The sequence below is a fragment of the Candidatus Viadribacter manganicus genome (genome assembly GCF_001679665.1).
Lineage (GTDB): Bacteria > Pseudomonadota > Alphaproteobacteria > Caulobacterales > Aquidulcibacteraceae > Vitreimonas > Vitreimonas manganica.
The window spans coordinates 3,150,949-3,168,586 of the sequence record NZ_CP013244.1; the positions used below are offsets into that span (position 1 = coordinate 3,150,949).

Sequence of the window (17,638 nt, forward strand, 5' to 3'; positions counted from 1 at the left end):
GGTTACGTGAGGTTAGCGCGGATCAGCGGGCTTCGATGATTTGGCTGAGGACGCCGTCGAACGCGAGGTCAGCGGCGGCGTCGGCTTGCGCGGCCGCGGCGTCGTCTGGCGCTGGTGCGGTGTAGCGCAGTTTCAATATCCAATCACCGACGCGGGCGACGCTGGCGCGCGTGAAGAGGCGGGCGCCGTCGTGCGTGATGATAAAGCGAGTGCTGCGGCGGAGCGGCAGGCCGTCTTCGGTGTCGCGCACCGTGGCGCCGGGATAGCGGACGGCGCTCGGGTCGCGGCGGCGGATCGCGGCCTCGACGCCGGTGATCTGTTCTTCGAGTGTCGAGCCGAACGGATAGCGGGTGGCGAAGGTGCGGATCTGCACGGCGCCTTCGGTCATGTCGCAAGCGACGTCATCGCCGCGCGGGATGGCGTTGGGGGTGGGCGGCGTCGTGACCGGCGCACCGAAGACGATGATGCGGCCGTCGTCGCCGTTGCGGTTGAAATCACAGCGCATGCCGCTCCCGAGATGGCGCACGGACACCTGGCCGTTGTGGACGATGTCGAAGATGCCGTCGGCTTCTGCTTGCTCGATCATGCCAATTGCGATCGAGCCGGGCGCCGCTTGTGGCTCTTCTTCTGTGCCCTGTGCAAACGCCGGCGCGGCGCTCATTGCGAACGCAAGCGAAAGCAGCAACCGGCGCATTGAGGCGTCCTCCCGAGGTGAAATTACGGCGACGGCGTTTTGCTGTCGATGGCCTGAAACAGGGAGTGTCAGTGTTCGGCGCTCGCTCGCGTCTGGATTTTACTCCGAGTAAGCGGGGGCAAGGACAAGGAGCAGCGCTCTCATTATTGCCCGCTACGTTGTTCGCGGCGAGCCAGGAAGGCGAGGCGCTCGAAGAGCATGACGTCGGCTTCGTTCTTGAGGAGTGCGCCGGCGAGCGGCGGGATGAGCTTGGTCGGGTCGCGCTGTTTCAGCGTTTCGGGATCCACATCGTCGGTCAGCAATAGCTTCAGCCAATCGAGCAGCTCGCTGGTGCTGGGCTTCTTTTTCAGTCCCGGCACTTTGCGCATGTCGTAGAAGATTTTGAGCGCTTCGTTGACGAGGCGGGTTTTGATGCCCGGATAGTGGGACTCGATGATGGCGCGCATGACGTCATCGTCGGGGAAGCGGATGTAGTGGAAGAAGCAGCGGCGCAGGAATGCGTCCGGCAATTCCTTCTCGTTGTTCGAAGTGATGATGATGATCGGACGCTGAGCGGCTTTGATCGTCTTGTTGATCTCGTAGACGTAGAATTCCATCCGATCGAGCTCTTGGAGGAGGTCGTTCGGGAATTCGATGTCGGCTTTGTCGATTTCGTCGATCAGCAGGATCGGGCGGACCGGGCTCTCGAAAGCTTCCCAGAGTTTGCCGCGCTTGATGTAGTTTTCGATGTTGGAGGCGCGCGCATCGCCGAGCTGTGAATCGCGCAACCGCATCACCGCATCGTATTCGTAGAGACCCTGCACAGCCTTGGTGGTTGATTTGATGTGCCACTCAATCAAAGGCGCGCCGGTGGCTTTGGCGACTTCGATCGCCAGCATGGTTTTGCCGGTGCCTGGCTCGCCTTTGATGAGAAGCGGGCGCTCAAGCGTGATCGCCGCGTTGACGGCGACCTTCAGGTCTTCCGTAGCGACATAGTCTTGTGTGCCTTCAAACCGCATGAGCGCTCCTTGTTGGAGGCGCAGTTAATGCGCGGCGCCGCTCCTGCGCAAGCGTTCGCTCAGCGTGAGCCCGGCTTGGCGCGGCTGGCATAGCGTACAGCGGCGGGGCTGCTGCAATTCTTCGATCAGCGCAAGGAGACGGGTGGGCGTGTCTCCGAAACGTGGCCGGGGCGGAAGCGGAGGGCGTGGCGGCGGCGAGGGCCGTACGCCAAGGGCGACGCCGAGTTGCAACAGATCGGGGTGGTCCGGCGAGATCGGCGCATTGCGCGGGCCTTTGACTTCGGTGAAGCGCATCGCCAGCGGTGCGGGCGCGCAGGCGACCATGTGCCCGCCGCCTTCAAGATCGCGGAGCACCCAAAATTGCGCCGTGCCGCGCGCCAACATCGCGCCGTAGCTCGAGACGCGTGAGGTGCGCGCAAGGCAGTTGGAGAACTCGCGACCGATCTTGCGAAGTTGCGCGACGGAGGTGATGCGCCGCCAGATGCGTCCGCTCAGCAGAACAAGTGATTGATCCTCGCAGACATCCCTCGTGTCGGCGTTGCCTTCCCAAGCTGCGAGCGCGTGCGCGAACTTTGTTGCCTTGAGTGCTGCGTCGCTAAAGTTCACGCGGCCGAATTTTGCGATGAAGCGGCGTGCGTCCTCGATGGTGGTGGAGTGTTCGCTATCGGCGTTGGCGTCCATCGCCGCGAGGCGGACGGCGTCGTTGATGTGACGGGCGACGGTGTGGAGGCGGGCGGCCATGGCGCCATTGGAGCGGAAGACGCTGATTGTCTCGCCGCGTTCGGCTGCAGCCTGCGCCCAGGCGGGTGCGACGCTCAGCTCTGCCGCTGTGGCAGGGCGGAAACTGCGCGGGTTCGCGCGCACGCGATCGGCCGCCAGTTTTTGGTAGCGCTTGGCGATCGCGGGATCGCTGATCCGTCTACTTGCGCGCTCGGCCAGGGCGTTGAGCGGCGCGATATCGAGAACGTTGGGCAAAGCTTCTCCTTTCCCGCCGAAGCAGGTCAAAAATTCTTCAGACGCGTTTTCTCATCCGTGCGAACGCACTTGTGCGCCGTCACGCGGGGCATCGAGCCCCGTTCGTTCCATTGTTTACTTACCGCTCCGCATCCCCACCCGAGCAGCGCTCGATATTTACGGTTCTGTCGTGCAACGATCAATCGAGCGGCGGTTGAATGTGACGGGGTGAAACCCAACCAACACGATCATCGCGCCCAGCGTGCATTGAGATGCAATTCGCGGTCGAAACGACACGCACGCGCGGACGGCTTGCAACACCCCGTTAACCATCTGCGGCGAGTTTGGATCTGATGGACTCCCAGAATCGGGAGGAGAGGGCACATGCCGCTGAAACTGTCTTTGCGGCCGGGCGAGAAGTTCGTCGTCAACGGCGCCGTCGTTCAGAACGGTGATCGCCGAGCTGCGCTGGTTTTGCAGAACAAGGCCTCGGTGCTGCGTGAGAAGGACATCATGCAGCAGGACCAGGCCGATACGCCGGCTAAGCGCATCTATTTCCCAATCATGCTCATGTATCTGGATGAGCAGGGGCGGGAGAAGGCGTACGCGGAGTTCGCCGAGCGGCTGGCCGAATTCATGGGCGCTGTAAGAGACCCTACGATCCTGGCCGAATGCATAGGCGTTTCCAAAGAAGTAATGAGCGGGGAATACTACCGCGCGTTGATGCGCTGCCGGAAACTCATCGCGTATGAGGCCGAGCGCTTGGGGCTGAGGCACGATGTCGATCAAGGCGTACCAGCGCGCGGCCACGCAGGCTGAACAACCGCGCGACTTAGAGTACCGCGCGTTCGGACAGGTTACCGCCGGGCTCGTGCGCGTTAAGGAAGAGAAGCCGCCGCTGGCGGTGGTTCTCGATGCGATCGACGCCAACCGCAGGCTTTGGAATGTGCTTTCTGCAGATTGCGCCGCGCCGGGGAACCAGCTGCCGATCACGCTGCGCGGTCAAATCATCTCGCTGGCTATGTGGGTCGCGCGCTATTCCAGCGAAGTGTTGCGCGATGGCGCTGATGTTGAACCGCTGATCGACATCAATCGCGTCATGATGGAAGGCCTCGCGGCGCGCTGAGCGCTAGGCAAAAAATGCCGCTGCAATCCGGCGCAGAATCGTTTCGGCGATGACCGGTTATTAACCCTCGGTCCTTACAAACATTGCCAACGCAAAAGCGTCTGAACCTGTGCGGGGGAGGGCGTGCGGAATTTCCGCGCGGATCGGGCGGTGACGTCCAGCTGGCCAAAATGGCCAGTTCACTCAAGTCCAGAAGGACAGAAATACTATGGTTAGCGTCAACACGAACTACGGCGCCCTCGTCGCGCTCCAATCCCTCAACCAAACGACCAAAGATCTCGGCGAAGTCCAAACCCGCGTGAACACAGGCCTGAAGGTCTCTTCCGCGAAGGACAACGGCGCCGTATTCGCCATCGCTGAAGGCCAACGCGCTCGCGTCGCAGCGCTGGGCGCCATCACGGACGGCATCGATCGCGCAACGTCGGTTATCGATGTGGGTCTGTCGGCTGGCGAAGCGGTTGGCGACATTTTGAAACAACTGAAGGAAAAGGCCGTCGCCGCTCAAGCGACCGACCTCTCGACCGATCAGCGCGCCGCGCTGCAGGCCGACTTCAACGCTCTGCGCAACCAAATCGACCAAATTGCCAACGCTGCAACGTTCAACGGCTCGAACCTCGTCAACGGCAGCAACCTGACCGGCGGCGCGACGCAATTCAACGTCATGACGTCTGACGGTGCAGGCGGCGGTGGTGGCCGTTATACCCTGCAAGGCGCAGCCTTCAACGACGGCAGCGGCAACCCGTTCTCGTCAGCGGCTGAACTCGACGAAGCCACCGGCCTCACGGTTGGCGCCAACGACGCGCTGGAATTCACGATCACGAACGGCAACGAGACGACGACCTTCACGGTTGACGTTGAAGCTGCGGACACGATCGCTGACTTCGTTGCGCGCGTGTCTTCGGCTTCTGATGGCCGCGTGACTGCCGCCTACAATGATCAAACTGGCCGCATCACATACTCAGCTGCCGAGCAATTCACTGTCACCTTCACCGACGGCACCGATCCGGCTGACGACAGCGCCTTCCTCGACGGCGGCGCAGGTGTCGCCGGCACCCAAATGACTGTGGCGGTTGCGCCGGGCTCAGGCTCGAACAGCCTCACGGTTTCCGGCTTCGACTTCCGCCTTGGCGGCGCCGTTGGCCAAGCCTTGAACACCGTCACGTCAGCCCTCGACATCTCGACCTCGACAGGCGCGGCCGCTGCCTCGACTGCGATTGACACGGCGATCACCGCGCTCAACCGCGACCTCGCCACGATGGGCGCTCAGTCGAAGGCTTTGGACGTTCAAAAGACCTTCTTGGGCAAGCTGTCAGACTCGATCGAAGCCGGTATCGGCAACCTCGTCGACGCTGATCTCGCCAAGGAATCTGCCCGCCTGCAAGCGCTGCAAGTTAAGCAGCAACTGGGCGCGCAAGCCTTGTCGATCGCGAACTCGGCGCCGTCGATCGTGATGTCGTTCTTCCGCTAAGAGCGGGAAATCGGATGAGGCGGGGAGCTTTGGCTCCCCGCCGAATTCGACTGGGCAATGAGTTATGGCCTCCATCACTCCTTCCCAACCGGTTCGTGAGGCGCTCGCACGCCGCGTAACCTCAGAACCAGGTCCGGCTACTGAAGTGGCCGAACGCCAGCGCGCAGAAAATGCAGCTGAGCAAAAAGGCGAACTTGCGCCCGATCGGGTGGCCATCGCTCTGGACGCTGAAAGCCAGCGTTTCGTCTCCACCTTGACCGACACTTCGACTGCAGAGATGCTGCGCAAATATCCAAGTGAGTCACAGCTTGCGTACTCACGCGCCGTCATGGCGTATCTGCGCGCTCAGATGGGCAAGTAAACAGAACGTAAATTTATTTGTTACAGATGTGTTTGCGTTAACGTTTCGTTAACGCATTTACTGTTCCTTCACGCCTGCGGCGAAGCGCGCCGCGTGCATTCTCCATGCGCGCGATCCGAAGGAGCAGACAGGTCATGGTTTCGAGCATCGTCCCAGGCGCGAACAACGCACACACGCTTGGTGTTGATACGCGCTTTCCGCGCACGGCGCAGACACAACGCAGCGACACCGCGGTGCAAGGCGACACTGTCGAACTCAGCAGCGCAGCAATTTCAGATGCGCGCGAAAGCGTGCGCGCCAGCATGAGTCAGGTGCATGAAGCGCTGGCGGCAGGGCACGACGCGCAAGCGATGCTCGTGAAAATCCAAGCGTTGGCCAAGAGCGGCGACCAGGCCGGTCTCACCGATGCGATCGCGGCGTTTGGCCAGCGCATCGAGGCGGCGATCGGCCGTGGCGCGGTTGTGCTGACAGGGCAGGATGTTGCCGTTCAAGCTGAACCCGGCGCCGGCGCAGTGATGATCTCCGGTGTGGATCTGCGTTTAGGCGGCGACGTATTGCTGGTGAGCGCAGACGCGCAGGCCAATGAGACGACGCTGCAATCAGCGCAAAAGGCGATGGATAATCTGCAGGCGGCGATGGGGCGTCTGGTGGATTCCGCCCGTGCGCTTGAAGCGCACCAGGGTTTTCTCGGCGCGGCTGAGGCCGGTGCGCGCGGCGACTTCGATGCTGACGGCGCACGTTTGATGGCGCTGCAAATTCGTCAAGGGCTCGCGAGCCTCGGCAATGTCAGCATCGCCAACGCCGAACCGCAGGCGGTGCTTTCGCTCTTCCGGGCTTAAAGCGGGCGCCAATTATTGGTGCTGATTTCGAGTAGTTCGCTGTCGCTGTAATGGTCGTCGTCGTCCTCGTGATTGAGGCTCCGGATTCCGGCGCGCGCGGCTTCGAAGAGCTTGAGGCCGATGACTGCGAGTAGACCGGCGAGCGCGAGCGCGATTGCGCCGATGGCGATGAGCAACTCGCGATTGAATTCGAGTTCACCGCGAGCGGCGAGGAGCAAGCTGCCGTCGCGAGGCAGGCGCTTGGCGGCGGCGGCGGCGCGATCGCCGGCGGTTTGAGCGAGCAGGCGCAGGCGCGCGAAGTCAGCGATCGTGTTCGCGTGTGTCAGCATCGTCGCGGCCGCGTCGGACGAGGTGGCGCTGCCGATCTCGCCGATCTCGGCGAGCATGGCGCGAACGCGCGCGGCTGCTTCCTGATTGATGCTGGCTGCGAACGCGACTGAGGCGTTGTCGAAATCGCCCGGCGCGCCGCCGTCTTCAGCGCTGACGCGTGCTGCCGCCGTGAAGTTCTCGATCGGCATCGCTTGCGCGAGCAGGGCGTGGATCTCGTCGGAGAGCGATGTTGGAAAATCATCGCGGCGGGTCGAGGCCAGCAACGACACGGCGCCGTCGTTCATGGCTGTCGAGATATCGCCGCCGAGGCCGAGGCTGAAGCCGGTCAGTACGAATTGCAGCGGATCGGTTTCGGGTTCGGCCAACAGCGCGCGCGCCATCAGTTCGAAGTCTCGCGGGTCTCCCAGTGTTTCGCTGCGTTCGCTTGTTGGCGTTGCAGTATTGGGGCGGAGCGAAAGCAGCTGGACGTTCGCTTGGTAGCGTTCGCGCGTGCCGGGCAGAAGAAGCTGCAGCGCCGCGACTTCGATGGCGGCGTCGCCTGCGCCGTCAGCGGCGGCGCGCCGAAGCACGGCGGCGCTGCGCGGCGGCAGCATCTCGGCGCCGGAGAGCAGAAAGCCACGCGCGGCTGCGGGATCGTCGGCCATTAGCTCCATGGCGACCATGTTGTCCCATTGGCGTTGACGATCGAAGTCGACTTGGATCAGGCTGCCGTTCAGCGCTTCGACGCGCTCGATGATCGAGCGGGCGCCGGCCTCGTTGTACTCGTAGGCGTAAAGCTGATCGCGGCCGATGATGAGCACTGCGGCGGCGGTGGCGAGCGGCAAAAGCAAAAGGCAGAGATTGAACACGAGCGCGCTCCACGCGCCTTCGGGGCGCGCGGTACGGCTCGGTCTATAGGCGTGGGCCCGGACAGGGCGCCACGCACGTGTTGGTTTTGCGTGCTTCATGCTCCGCCCAAGTCCGCTGGCTCTACCAAACCGGCAGGAATGTCACAGAGCAAGATGAATTACAGGAAAGGCGAAGTTGTCGCCGCATCGGGGTGAATATACGGCAGCTGTTAAGCGCTTCGATCGAGCACCGTCGGGCTCGGACCGCCGCGTGTGCTGAGCGCGCCTTGGGATGAGTAATTGGCGCCGTCGCCGCGCTGGCGGACGACCTCTTCGGCCATGGCGTGGACAAGGCCTTCCGAGACGACCTTAACCGCGTTGAGCGCAAGTTCGTGGGCCGCGAGCGTTTCATGCAGCGTAACCGTGCTGCGGCGCAACCGATCCAGCAGGGCGGGCGGCGCATCCTGGATCAGGGTGATGTCCTGTTTGATGCGTGCGAGTTCGAGGCGGTAAGCATTGGCCAAACGATTGCGCTCGTCAGCGTCGCTGCCTTCGACCAGAGGCTGACGGGCCTCGATCCGGCGAGTATCGGCGGCGGCGAGTTCAGCCAGGCGCTCGGTCATGAGCAGGAGCTGTTCGGCCCGATGCTCAGCGTCGTCAGCGATCAGCGCCATCGGGGGTCTCCGGCATGGTTTGAGCTTGTTGCATGCGCACGAACTCACGCACGACGCTGTCGGCGATGCCGACGCCGCCGGAGCGGCTGATGGATTCTGCGTAGCGCTCGACGAGCATCGGGCGGAAGATTTGTTCGCCCATGCCGCCCCCGCCTAGGCCTTCGGTGTCGAGCCCTTCGAACATCGGCGCCAGCATTTCCGACAAGAACACGGACTCGAATTCTTCCGCAGCCCGGCGCAGTGCGTCTGCTTCGTTGGATTGTTGCGGCGTGTGCGCCGCCGTGCTCATCGGCAACGGCGCGCCGGGGATGGCGATCGGACCTGGCATTACATCACTTCAATTTCGGCCTGGATCGCGCCGGCGGCCTTCAGCGCCTGCAGGATCGAGATCATATCGCGCGGTGTGACACCCAGCGCGTTAAGGCCGTTGACGAGTTGGCGAAGCGGGACGCCGCCGGGCACCATGACAAGGCCACCGGCTTCTTCATCCACGTTCACGCCGCTTGATGGCGCGACCACGGTCTCGCCGCGCGAAAGCGGCGCGGGTTGGCTGACGAACGGATCTTCTTGGATCGAGATGGTGAGGTTGCCCTGCGCGATCGCAACGGTCGAAACCTTCACGTTCTCGCCCATGACGACGATGCCGGAGCTTTCGTCGATAACGATGCGGGCGGGCGTGTCGACCTCGACTTCAAGGTTTTCGATCTGGCTGACGAGCGTGACCATATCGCCCGAATATTCGGCCGGGCGAGAGAGCACGACGGAGCCTGGATTGCTGGCGCGGGCAGCGTCGGCGCCGAGCAAATGATTGATCGCGCCGGCGATACGCTGAGCAGTTGTGAAATCGGGGTTTCTAAGCGCCAAACGCAATTCTTGCTGCGCGGCGATGTCGAAATGGATTTCGCGTTCCACCAGCGCGCCGGATGCGATGCGGCCGGCTGTTGGCACGCCGCGCGTGACCGATGAACCAGATTGGCCGGAGGCGGAGAAGCCGCCGATGGCGAGTGGGCCTTGCGCCACAGCGTAGACCTGTTGGTCCGCACCCATCAGTGGCGTGACCAGAAGCTGGCCGCCCGCGAGGCTGCGCGCGTCGCCCAGCGCGGATACGGTGACGTCGATGCGCGAGCCCTGCGAAGCGAACGGCGGCAAGTTCGCCGTGACCATGACGGCGGCGACATTGCGCGTGTTGAGGTTGGCGCCGGCGGCGGCGACCCCGAGCCGTTCGAGCATGGCTTCCAAGCTTTGGCGGGTGAAGGCCGAGTTGCGGAGCGAGTCACCGGTGCCGGCGAGGCCAACGACAAGGCCGTAGCCGACGAGCTGGTTTTCGCGGACGCCTTCGAAGTCGGTGATGTCTTTGATGCGTGTGCCAGCATACGCCATCGGGGCCGCGATCGGCGCGGTCATGGCGGCGACAGAGCAAACGGCGAGCAGTGCTGACCGTGCAGCGCGTGAGGCTATTCCCATCTGAGCGATAGGTGAGCAGTTCGGTTAACAAGGGTTCAAGCTTGAAACGTTAATCAATCGGAAACAGCAGCAGCTGAGAGTGCGCGCCGATGAAGATCGAACCAGGCCGCAATGTTGGCTCGTCCAGTTCTGCCGGAAAAGCGGGCAAGACGGCCGCGCCGGGCTTTGCGCCCGCAACGGATGCTCCGCAACGCACGGCGGCGGCGGCGCCGACGGGGGCGGTCGCTTCGCTGGACTCTATTTTGGCGCTCCAAGGGGCTGAAGACCCGATGCAGCGCCGGGCCCGGCAACGCCGGCGCGGCCAAGAGGCCCTCGATACGCTGGAAGAATTGGAGCGCGGATTGGTGCTGGGGCGCGCCCCCGGAGGCCTAAAAGCTCGATTGGAGGCCCTGCATGGGCGCTCCGAACAGACAGGTGACGCCGGTCTCGACGCGATCCTTCATGAGATTGACGTAAGGTTGGCTGTAGAAGCCGCAAAGCTCGAACGCATCTCGGGAAAAGTTTGATTGCTGCACCGCAACGTGCGGAAAACACATGACTTTGGCGCCCGTCTTGCTCAATGGACGCCGGTCAGGACGATGGTTATAAGGCGCGCGCCTCGCTCAGGCGTCGGAGTTCCGAAATGGCGACCTCTACGAAAGAATATCGCCCCAGCGAAGACGAGCCGTTCATGAATGAGCGGCAGCGGGAATTTTTCCGCAAGAAGCTTTTGGCCTGGAAAGAAGAGATCCTCGAGGAATCTCGCGGAACGATCGCGACGCTGCAGCAGGACACGGTCAACGAGGCCGATCTGGCTGACCGCGCCACCAGCGAAACCGACCGGGCGCTTGAGCTGCGGACCCGTGATCGCCAGCGCAAGTTGATCTCCAAGATCGAAGAAGCGCTGCGCCGGCTCGATGATGGCTCCTATGGCTATTGCGAAGAAACGGGCGAACCGATCGCTTTGTCACGCCTCGAAGCGCGGCCGATCGCAACGCTTTCGCTCGAGGCCCAAGAGCGCCACGAACGCCGTGAACGCGTTCACCGCGACGATTGACCGGATCCGGGCTGCGGGCTGGGATTGTGAAACACGAATCTGCCCGTGTAGTTTGTGGCCTTTCCAGTTTAGGTAGGCCTATGCGCTCGATTATTCGTACCTCTGTTCTTGCCGTCGCCATGCTGACCAGCGCGGCCTTCGCTCAATCCACGCCGAACGGCCCGCCTGTCCCGGTGCAAGAGGGCACGGCTGTGGTCCAAGAGGACGGTGCGGTGCGGTCGGGTGAGCAAATCACCGATGGCTCGCGCCCGGACCCCGACGCCGAAGTGATCTGCCGCGTCATCCAAGAAACCGGATCTCGCCTGGCCCGCCGCCGCCAACGCGTCTGCGGCACGCGCACGATGTGGGAACAACTGGCCGACCAGACCGCTGACTCGGTTCGCGGCACCGGCGCCAACACCGCACGCCGCGACTAATCCCGTGCTGCTTCACGACGCTGCGCTATCGTATCTGCACTTCATCTTCGCGCTGATCCTCGTCGCCGCGCTGGCTGCGGAGGCGTTCATGTTGAGGTTGCCGGTCGATGGCCGCGTGGCGAGGCTGCTGCTGCGGATCGATCTCTTCTACGGCGTCAGCGCCGTAGGGGTGATCGCCGCAGGGCTCGCGCGTGTGTTTTGGGGCGCGAAGGGCGCAGAGTTCTACGGCGCGCAACCCTTCTTCTGGGCCAAGTTGGCCGCCTTCGCGGTGATAGGGATCATCTCGATCGCGCCGACGCGGAAGTTTATTGGATGGGTGCGTCAGGCCGGGAAGGACGCTGCTTTTGCCGTTGCTGAAGCGGAGGTCAAAGGCGTGCGCCGTCTGGTGATGATCGAGGTTCATCTGCTGGCGTTGGTGCCGTTGTTCGCGGCGCTTATGGCGCGCGGTATCGGAAGCTAAACGCTCCACATTTCCAAGGCCTGCGCTAAGCTCTCCCAAAAGATAAGCCGGGAGGCATGCATGGCGGCGTCGTTGAGGCCGGAAGAATTCGACCTGATGGCGACGCTCGGCGATGTGCCGCGTCATCATGCGCGCGAGCGCGGAGATCGCGTTGCGCTGACTTTTGAAGGCCGCGACACGACGTTCGCGCAGCTCAACGATAACTCAAATCGCACGACAAACGCGCTGATCGCGGCTGGGCTGAAGGCTGGTGATCGGGTCTGCTATTTCGGCAAAAACAGCGACCATTACTTTGAATTGCTGTTCGCGGTGATGAAGGCCGGCGCGGTGATCTCGCCGATCGGTTGGCGGCTTTCGGCAGACGAAGTCGCTTACATCGTCGATGACGCGCAATCGTCTCTTTTGTTCGTCGGACCTGAATGCTTCGAGGTGGCCGAGGCCGCCGCGGCGATGAGCCAGACAAAGCCGAAGATTATCGCGATGGAGCCGGGCGCGCATGGGCGCCCGGTGTTCGAGCCTTGGCGCAATGCTTTCCCGGCTGAGGATCTGAACATCGCTGTGACGCCGCAAACGACGGCGCTGCTGCTTTACACCTCAGGCACCACCGGACGGCCAAAGGGCGTGATGCTCACCAGCGCCAATATCCTGCGCTCGCGGCGAAATCTCGCTGAAGCCAAAATGGGGTGGAATGAGTGGCAGGAAGGTGAGGTCAGCTATTGCGCCATGCCTGTTGCGCATATCGGTGGGACCGGTTGGTGTTTGGTCGGGCTGATCAATGGCGTGAAGAACGTTGTCGCGCGCGATTTCAATCCGATGGAAGCGCTGGAGGTTATTCCGCGCGAACGTATCGCGAAGATGTTCATGGTCCCGGCGGCGCTGCAGTTTGTGATCCGAACGCCGCGGGCGCGTGAAATCGACTATTCGAGCCTGACGCACATCCTTTATGGCGCATCGCCGATGCCGGTCGATCTGTTGCGCGAGTGCATGGAAGTGTTCGGCTGCGGGTTTGTTCAGCAATACGGCATGACCGAGACGACGGGTACAGTGTCGTATCTGCCCCCGCAGGATCACGATCCAAAGGGCAATCAGCGCATGCGTTCGGCCGGCTTGCCGATGCCGGGTGTTGAGATGGCGATCTTTGATGCTGATGGAAAGCGGCTGGGGCCAAACGAGAGCGGCGAGATTGCGACGCGCTCAGCTGCGAACATGAAGGGCTATTGGCGCAAGGAGGACGCGACCGCCTCAACAATCAACGGCGACGGTTGGCTGCGTACTGGTGATGCTGGTTACATCGATGAGGATGGCTACGTTTATATCCAGGACCGCATCAAAGACATGATCATCACCGGTGGTGAGAATGTGTATCCGGCTGAGGTTGAGAACGCTGTGCACGGACATCCGCATGTTGCTGAGGTCGCGGTGATCGGCGTACCGGACGCGACATGGGGCGAGAGCGTTAAAGCTATCGTGGTGCCGAAGCCGGGCGTGACGCCGGATGCTGATGATATCATCGCGTTCACGCGCTCGCGTATTGCTCACTTCAAAGCGCCGCGCAGCGTTGATTTTCTTTCGACGCCGCTGCCGCGCAGCGCCAGTGGCAAAATCCTGAGGCGTGAGCTTCGTGAGCCATATTGGGCGGGCAAAGACCGGCGCGTGAACTAGAGCTGACGTTTACCTGTCACGAAAACAGCGGTGCATGGCGAAAAAATAGACGATGGGGCGTGCGGTGGGCAGCGCGCGTTAACCTTACCTCGCGTTTATAAGTGTGCCGCGAGAATTGCGTTTTCGCCCGCGCCATTCGGGCATAGTTCCTTAGAGCTACTCGAAAATTTCAATCCGGCGGGGCCGGGTTGAGGGGTCGAAAACATATAGGAGACCGCTGTGGGGTCGCCGCCGAATCTTGACGTTTACGTGTGCCCGAAATGCGCCGGGACACTCACTTACGTTCCTGCTGCCGACGCAGGCCAGCACGTTCGCGGCACGCTGAGCTGCGAGCAAGCGCACACCTATCCGGTCACCGACATCCCGCGCTTCGTGCAGGATGAGGGGTACACCAGCAATTTCGGCAAGCAGTGGGCTGAGTTCCGCAAGACGCAAGTCGATAGCGCGACGGGTAACACTGAATCGCGCGATCGCTTCTTCAATGGCACCGGCTGGCCGGCGTCCATGTCGGGCGAGACAATTCTAGAAGCCGGTTGCGGTTCGGGTCGCTTCACAGAAATCATGTTGGGCACTGGCGCGCGCGTGATCTCGTTCGATTACAGTGTGGCTGCCGATGTCGCGCATGACTCCTTTGCATCAAAAGGCGCGACTATCTCCCAAGCCAGCATCTATGAGATGCCGTATCGCAAGGGCTCGTTCGACCGCGTGTTTTGCTATGGCGTCATCCAGCACACCCCGGACGTGAGGAAGTCATTCTTCAATCTCGTTGAGATGGTGAAGCCGGGCGGTGAGATCGCCGTCGACGTCTACGATGCATGGAAGTGGATCTTCCATTCACGCTATCGCGTGCGGTGGTTCACCAAGCGAATGAACCAAGAGAAGCTGCTCGCATGGTGCCGCAAGGTTGTGCCGGCATACATGAAGGTGATGCCGCCGATGCATCCGTATAATCAGATCTTTGTGCCGATTAAAGATTATCGCGGCGCGCGCCCTGGCTTCACGGAAGAGCAGCTCGTCGAGTACAGCATCCTCGACACGTTCGACATGTTGGCGCCGGAATACGATCAGCCGCAAAGCGCCGGAACGATGCGACGTTGGTGCAAGGAAGCTGGGCTTACTGACGTGCACATCCAAGTCGGTGGCAATGGCCTTGAAATTCGCGCACGCAAACCCGCGACAGCCAAGGCTGCTGACGAGTCCACAAAGCGTGCGCTTGAGACGGCCGCTACGGCCGCTGCTTAGACGAGCGAGAGCTTGCGAGGCGCCTGCGCTTTTACCAGGGCGTAATGGCGTCGCCGATGCGCTGACCCCAATTGGGGCGTTGCACTGCGCTGATCGAACCACGGCCGCCGTACGAGATGCGCGCTTCGGCAATTTGGGTGTGGTTGATGCGGTTGCGGGCCGTAACGTCTTCCGGACGGATGATGCCGCTCACAGTGAGTTCGCGAAGTTCGCCGTTGATGCGGACTTCTTGGCGGCCTGCGAGCACGAGGTTGCCGTTGGGCAGACGATCGACGATCACGGCGGCGACCGTAAGTGCGATCTTTTCCTGACGATTGATCGCGCCGGTCCCGTTGTGGCTGCTGTCAGATTCGGCGCTGACCATATTCGTCGGATCGAACGCGCCGTTGAACGCCTGGCCGACAGTCGTTTCCAGACCGAAGAAGTTTCCGACGCCAGCCGAGGTTGAAGCCGAGCGTTGACGGTTAGAGGAGTTGCTTAGCTCGGCGCTGTCGTCGATTTCGATTTCGACGGTGATGATGTCGCCAATGCGCGAGGCGCGCTGATCGTTGAAGAAGCTGCGTGAGCCGGTGCGCCAGAGCGAATTGGCTTGGCCTGGCTCGTAGACCACCGCCTCGGGTTGGGGCATCGATTGTTGCTGGCCGCCCGTGAGAGCAGCCGGGCTGGCGACGGCGTGGAGTTGCGGCGGACCGAGAGCTTGGCGCGCTGCATTATAAGCGACACCCGGCGCGGCGAGCGCATCATGCGAGAGGTCAGCTGTATCGATGCTGGCGCAGCTGGTGGCGCCGGCGGCGAGAGCGAGGAGGGCGAGCGTGCGCATTGAAGTATCCTTGCTCATGGGTTGGCTCGTGCGGCGCCTGGGCCGGTGACGATGGCGTCGATGGTGCGGTTGGATGATGTGTTCAGAAGGCGAATGCCTTGGCCGACAGCGCCGTCTTCAAGCGCGCGAGCGCGCATACTCAAAGACATGCCTGGCATTTGATAAACGAGGTCGACGAAGTCGCCGCGGCGAACGGCTGCGTCGGCAAGCGTGCGGCTGCCCGTAGTGGCGGGCAGTGTCGCACGCGCGCCGCCGGGACGAATGACTTGCACGGCGCTGACGCCTGGGGGCGGTGTGAAGTCAAGGCCCGCGGCGGATGCCGCTGCTGACAGCATGCTCATTTGCAGTGAGCCAACTTGGCCCGCTTGCGGGGCCGGCGAAAGTGCGCGGCCGGCAATGTTCGACGGGAGCCCCTCGAACACGTCGCCCATGGTGACGGCGGGGCCGTTCGCTTCGATGCGCGGACGCAAAGACACCGTTTGCGCGTGAGCCAGCCCAGCGGCGCAAACGAAATAGAGGCAGATGGCGATACAAAAACGAAACAGCATGATCTACCTCCTCAGCGCAGCTGCGTAGTGGATTGGAGCATTTCGTCGGCGGCGGTGATGACGCGCGCGTTCATCTCGTAGGCGCGCTGCGCCACGATGAGTGACGAAATTTCCTCGACCGCATTGACGTTGGAGAGTTCGAGAAAACCCTGCATTAGCGTGCCCATGCCGGGTGAGCCAGGTGTCGCCGTTGTCGCCGTGCCGGAGGCGGGCGTTTCCAGGAAGAGGTTATCGCCGATCCCTTCTAGGCCCGCCGGATTGATAAAGCTGGCGATCTCAAGCTGGCCGATTTGTTGCGGATCGGTTTGGCCGGCGAGCGTTACTTCAACGATGCCGTCACGGGTGATCTGGATAGCCGTGGCTTCGGCCGGCACGGTGATCGATGGCTCGATCGGGTAGCCGTCTGAGGTGACCATCTGGCCGTCGGCGTTGACGGCGAGGTTGCCTGCGCGTGTGTAGCCGGTTTGGCCCGACGGCATCGTCACTTGGAAGTAGCCGCGGCCGTTGATCGCCAGATCGTAGGGGTTGCTGGTCGCGGTAATGCTGCCTTGCTCGGTGATGCGGCCCACAGCGTCGGTGCGAACGCCGACACCGATTTGGATCCCGAGAGGAAGCACGCTGCCTGACGCCGATGATGTCGAACCCGGGCGCTCCATGTTCTGATAGAGCATATCCTGGAATTCGGCGCGTTGGCGCTTGAAGCCCGTCGTGTTCATGTTCGCGATGTTGTGCGAGATGACGTCGACGTTGAGCTGTTGCGCCTGCATGCCGCTGGCGGCGATCGATAGTGCACGCATTGGGACTAGTCCTATCTACCGAGCTGTTGGATCGCGCGCTGACGCAGTTCATCCGCACCCGAAACGATTTTGGCTGCAGATTGATAAGCGCGCGATATTTCGATGAGCCTTGTGAGCTCGACCACAGGGCGGACGTTCGAGCCTTCAATCGCGCCTTGCAGCACGACCCCATCGAACTGACCCTGTGCTTGACCTTGCGCGTCCCAAAGGTTGTCCCCGACCTTTGAGAGCGCGCCTGGGGCGGCGAAATTCGCCACACCGATGCGACCGGCTTCGACACCGGCCACAGTAATTGCGCCGTCGCGTCCGATCGTCGGGCTTTCGCCCTGCGGATCGAGCACAATCGGCGCCCCCCCGGAGTTAAGAACGGCGCGACCATCGCTGGTGACGAGCCGTCCATCCCCCGTAAGCGTAAACGCGCCATCGCGCGTATAGAGTGGGCCGCTAGGGCCTTGAACCATGAAGAAGCCGCTGCCCTCGATGGCGACGTCGAGGGCGTTGCCAGTCATCTCGATCGGGCCTTGCTCCATATAGTGGACGATGCCGATGTCGCGGACGAAACGAATGTCGCGCGGATCTTCATCGGCGTGCGCGGTGGTCTGGTCAGCTTCCTCAAGAAGAAGACCGTCGGCCTTGAAACCAGATGTCGCGACGTTGGCGAGATTGTTGGCGGCAACGTCCATACGTCTTTGCATGACGCGCTGCGTCTGCATGCCGAGCATGAGGGCGTTATCCATACCCGTTAACCACGCAAGCTCCGTGCCAAGCCTTAATCGCTTTGTTTTCAAGGGCGGACGGGTGGAAGTTTGGTGAATGCCGCGCCGGTTTCTGCCGAGCGGGCGGCAACTTTTGCCGATCCTCAATCCCTTCTTAACTCCCTCGGCCCAGGAAAGAGGCGGGTTAACGCGCGAGCGATTCACGG

Annotated in this window: 22 protein-coding genes; 11 read left to right on the forward strand and 11 right to left on the reverse strand. The window is 62.2% G+C overall.

The window, feature by feature from the left end; translation table 11 throughout:
* Positions 1-22 precede the first annotated feature (22 nt).
* The 3 genes from ATE48_RS16125 to ATE48_RS16135 form a co-directional block, all read right to left on the reverse strand.
* A complete protein-coding gene (locus ATE48_RS16125) occupies positions 23-694 on the reverse strand; it encodes a hypothetical protein (RefSeq protein ID WP_066773263.1) in 672 nt (223 codons plus the stop codon).
* Positions 695-837: 143 nt separating this feature from the next.
* Positions 838-1,692 (reverse strand): AAA family ATPase, encoded by an 855-nt coding sequence (locus tag ATE48_RS16130; protein WP_066773266.1) that lies wholly within the window; start codon positions 1,690-1,692, stop codon positions 838-840.
* Between the two features lie 24 nt (positions 1,693-1,716).
* Positions 1,717-2,667: a hypothetical protein gene (locus tag ATE48_RS16135; RefSeq protein ID WP_156767820.1), complete on the reverse strand. Its 951-nt coding sequence runs from the start codon at positions 2,665-2,667 to the stop codon at positions 1,717-1,719.
* Between the two features lie 363 nt (positions 2,668-3,030).
* Between ATE48_RS16135 and flbT the strand changes: the two genes are divergently transcribed.
* From flbT to ATE48_RS16160, 5 genes are all read left to right on the forward strand, one after another.
* Positions 3,031-3,465, forward strand: a complete 435-nt coding sequence (gene flbT, locus ATE48_RS16140) for a flagellar biosynthesis repressor FlbT (RefSeq protein WP_066773271.1) — start codon at positions 3,031-3,033, stop codon at positions 3,463-3,465.
* Positions 3,425-3,772, forward strand: coding sequence for a flagellar biosynthesis regulator FlaF (gene flaF, locus ATE48_RS16145; RefSeq protein ID WP_066773274.1), 348 nt, complete (start codon positions 3,425-3,427; stop codon positions 3,770-3,772). Before flbT ends, flaF begins: the two co-directional genes overlap by 41 nt.
* Positions 3,773-3,980: 208 nt before the next feature.
* Positions 3,981-5,240 carry a flagellin N-terminal helical domain-containing protein gene (locus tag ATE48_RS16150; RefSeq protein ID WP_066773277.1) on the forward strand — a complete coding sequence of 420 codons (1,260 nt, stop codon included), beginning with the start codon at positions 3,981-3,983 and terminating at the stop codon, positions 5,238-5,240.
* 64 nt (positions 5,241-5,304) lie between these two features.
* Entirely contained in the window at positions 5,305-5,601 is a 297-nt protein-coding gene (locus tag ATE48_RS16155; RefSeq protein ID WP_066773280.1) for a hypothetical protein, read from the forward strand.
* Positions 5,602-5,735: 134 nt separating this feature from the next.
* On the forward strand, positions 5,736-6,440 hold the full coding sequence (locus ATE48_RS16160) for a hypothetical protein (RefSeq protein WP_066773283.1): 705 nt from the start codon (positions 5,736-5,738) through the stop codon (positions 6,438-6,440).
* Here the strand turns inward: ATE48_RS16160 and ATE48_RS16165 are convergent.
* The 4 genes from ATE48_RS16165 to ATE48_RS16180 all read right to left on the reverse strand — a co-directional run bounded on the left by ATE48_RS16165 (position 6,437) and on the right by ATE48_RS16180 (position 9,675).
* Positions 6,437-7,618, reverse strand: a complete 1,182-nt coding sequence (locus ATE48_RS16165; protein ID WP_156767821.1) for a hypothetical protein — start codon at positions 7,616-7,618, stop codon at positions 6,437-6,439. The two genes, ATE48_RS16160 and ATE48_RS16165, sit on opposite strands and share 4 nt — an antisense overlap.
* Before the next feature lie 209 nt (positions 7,619-7,827).
* Entirely contained in the window at positions 7,828-8,271 is a 444-nt protein-coding gene (locus tag ATE48_RS16170) for a hypothetical protein (RefSeq protein WP_066773289.1), read from the reverse strand.
* Positions 8,255-8,599 carry a rod-binding protein gene (locus ATE48_RS16175; RefSeq protein WP_083197410.1) on the reverse strand — a complete coding sequence of 115 codons (345 nt, stop codon included), beginning with the start codon at positions 8,597-8,599 and terminating at the stop codon, positions 8,255-8,257. The genes ATE48_RS16170 and ATE48_RS16175 overlap by 17 nt, the downstream gene beginning before the upstream one ends.
* Positions 8,599-9,675, reverse strand: coding sequence for a flagellar basal body P-ring protein FlgI (locus ATE48_RS16180; protein ID WP_156767822.1), 1,077 nt, complete (start codon positions 9,673-9,675; stop codon positions 8,599-8,601). The genes ATE48_RS16175 and ATE48_RS16180 overlap by 1 nt, the downstream gene beginning before the upstream one ends.
* Before the next feature lie 149 nt (positions 9,676-9,824).
* Here ATE48_RS16180 and ATE48_RS16185 point away from each other — a divergent pair, with 149 nt between their 5' ends.
* The 6 genes from ATE48_RS16185 (at position 9,825) to ATE48_RS16210 (ending at position 14,551) form a co-directional block, all read left to right on the forward strand.
* Entirely contained in the window at positions 9,825-10,241 is a 417-nt protein-coding gene (locus tag ATE48_RS16185; RefSeq protein WP_066773294.1) for a flagellar assembly protein FliX, read from the forward strand.
* A 116-nt stretch (positions 10,242-10,357) separates the two neighbouring features.
* Positions 10,358-10,771 (forward strand): RNA polymerase-binding protein DksA, encoded by a 414-nt coding sequence (dksA, locus tag ATE48_RS16190; RefSeq protein WP_066775270.1) that lies wholly within the window; start codon positions 10,358-10,360, stop codon positions 10,769-10,771.
* An 80-nt stretch (positions 10,772-10,851) separates the two neighbouring features.
* A complete protein-coding gene (locus ATE48_RS16195) occupies positions 10,852-11,187 on the forward strand; it encodes a hypothetical protein (protein WP_156767823.1) in 336 nt (111 codons plus the stop codon).
* A gap of 4 nt (positions 11,188-11,191) precedes the next feature.
* Positions 11,192-11,647, forward strand: a complete 456-nt coding sequence (locus ATE48_RS16200; protein ID WP_228126660.1) for a DUF2214 family protein — start codon at positions 11,192-11,194, stop codon at positions 11,645-11,647.
* 60 nt (positions 11,648-11,707) lie between these two features.
* Positions 11,708-13,309, forward strand: coding sequence for a fatty acid--CoA ligase (locus ATE48_RS16205; protein ID WP_066773300.1), 1,602 nt, complete (start codon positions 11,708-11,710; stop codon positions 13,307-13,309).
* 219 nt (positions 13,310-13,528) lie between these two features.
* A complete protein-coding gene (locus tag ATE48_RS16210) occupies positions 13,529-14,551 on the forward strand; it encodes a class I SAM-dependent methyltransferase (RefSeq protein WP_066773303.1) in 1,023 nt (340 codons plus the stop codon).
* A 31-nt stretch (positions 14,552-14,582) separates the two neighbouring features.
* On the opposite strand, the gene flgH is transcribed toward ATE48_RS16210, so the two are convergent.
* The 4 genes from flgH to flgF are packed head-to-tail and all read right to left on the reverse strand — an operon-like array spanning position 14,583 to position 17,453.
* Positions 14,583-15,371, reverse strand: a complete 789-nt coding sequence (gene flgH / locus ATE48_RS16215; RefSeq protein ID WP_228126661.1) for a flagellar basal body L-ring protein FlgH — start codon at positions 15,369-15,371, stop codon at positions 14,583-14,585.
* Positions 15,372-15,385: 14 nt separating this feature from the next.
* Positions 15,386-15,919, reverse strand: a complete 534-nt coding sequence (gene flgA, locus ATE48_RS16220) for a flagellar basal body P-ring formation chaperone FlgA (protein ID WP_066773305.1) — start codon at positions 15,917-15,919, stop codon at positions 15,386-15,388.
* 11 nt (positions 15,920-15,930) lie between these two features.
* Positions 15,931-16,716: a flagellar basal-body rod protein FlgG gene (gene flgG, locus ATE48_RS16225; protein ID WP_066773307.1), complete on the reverse strand. Its 786-nt coding sequence runs from the start codon at positions 16,714-16,716 to the stop codon at positions 15,931-15,933.
* A gap of 11 nt (positions 16,717-16,727) precedes the next feature.
* Positions 16,728-17,453 (reverse strand): flagellar basal-body rod protein FlgF, encoded by a 726-nt coding sequence (gene flgF, locus ATE48_RS16230; RefSeq protein WP_066773309.1) that lies wholly within the window; start codon positions 17,451-17,453, stop codon positions 16,728-16,730.
* Positions 17,454-17,638 lie beyond the last annotated feature (185 nt).

Bases quoted from the DNA above. Each gene is read 5' to 3' on its own strand.
- ATE48_RS16195 (WP_156767823.1), top strand. From the start codon at position 10,852: ATGCGCTCGATTATTCGTACCTCTGTTCTTGCCGTCGCCATGCTGACC.
- ATE48_RS16155 (WP_066773280.1), top strand. From the start codon at position 5,305: ATGGCCTCCATCACTCCTTCCCAACCGGTTCGTGAGGCGCTCGCACGC.
- dksA (WP_066775270.1), top strand. From the start codon at position 10,358: ATGGCGACCTCTACGAAAGAATATCGCCCCAGCGAAGACGAGCCGTTC.
- ATE48_RS16125 (WP_066773263.1), bottom strand. From the start codon at position 694: ATGCGCCGGTTGCTGCTTTCGCTTGCGTTCGCAATGAGCGCCGCGCCG.
- ATE48_RS16185 (WP_066773294.1), top strand. From the start codon at position 9,825: ATGAAGATCGAACCAGGCCGCAATGTTGGCTCGTCCAGTTCTGCCGGA.
- ATE48_RS16170 (WP_066773289.1), bottom strand. From the start codon at position 8,271: ATGGCGCTGATCGCTGACGACGCTGAGCATCGGGCCGAACAGCTCCTG.
- ATE48_RS16180 (WP_156767822.1), bottom strand. From the start codon at position 9,675: ATGACCGCGCCGATCGCGGCCCCGATGGCGTATGCTGGCACACGCATC.
- ATE48_RS16150 (WP_066773277.1), top strand. From the start codon at position 3,981: ATGGTTAGCGTCAACACGAACTACGGCGCCCTCGTCGCGCTCCAATCC.
- flgA (WP_066773305.1), bottom strand. From the start codon at position 15,919: ATGCTGTTTCGTTTTTGTATCGCCATCTGCCTCTATTTCGTTTGCGCC.
- flaF (WP_066773274.1), top strand. From the start codon at position 3,425: ATGTCGATCAAGGCGTACCAGCGCGCGGCCACGCAGGCTGAACAACCG.
- ATE48_RS16175 (WP_083197410.1), bottom strand. From the start codon at position 8,599: ATGCCAGGTCCGATCGCCATCCCCGGCGCGCCGTTGCCGATGAGCACG.
- flgG (WP_066773307.1), bottom strand. From the start codon at position 16,716: ATGCGTGCACTATCGATCGCCGCCAGCGGCATGCAGGCGCAACAGCTC.
- flgH (WP_228126661.1), bottom strand. From the start codon at position 15,371: ATGCGCACGCTCGCCCTCCTCGCTCTCGCCGCCGGCGCCACCAGCTGC.
- flbT (WP_066773271.1), top strand. From the start codon at position 3,031: ATGCCGCTGAAACTGTCTTTGCGGCCGGGCGAGAAGTTCGTCGTCAAC.
- flgF (WP_066773309.1), bottom strand. From the start codon at position 17,453: ATGGATAACGCCCTCATGCTCGGCATGCAGACGCAGCGCGTCATGCAA.
- ATE48_RS16130 (WP_066773266.1), bottom strand. From the start codon at position 1,692: ATGCGGTTTGAAGGCACACAAGACTATGTCGCTACGGAAGACCTGAAG.
- ATE48_RS16160 (WP_066773283.1), top strand. From the start codon at position 5,736: ATGGTTTCGAGCATCGTCCCAGGCGCGAACAACGCACACACGCTTGGT.
- ATE48_RS16205 (WP_066773300.1), top strand. From the start codon at position 11,708: ATGGCGGCGTCGTTGAGGCCGGAAGAATTCGACCTGATGGCGACGCTC.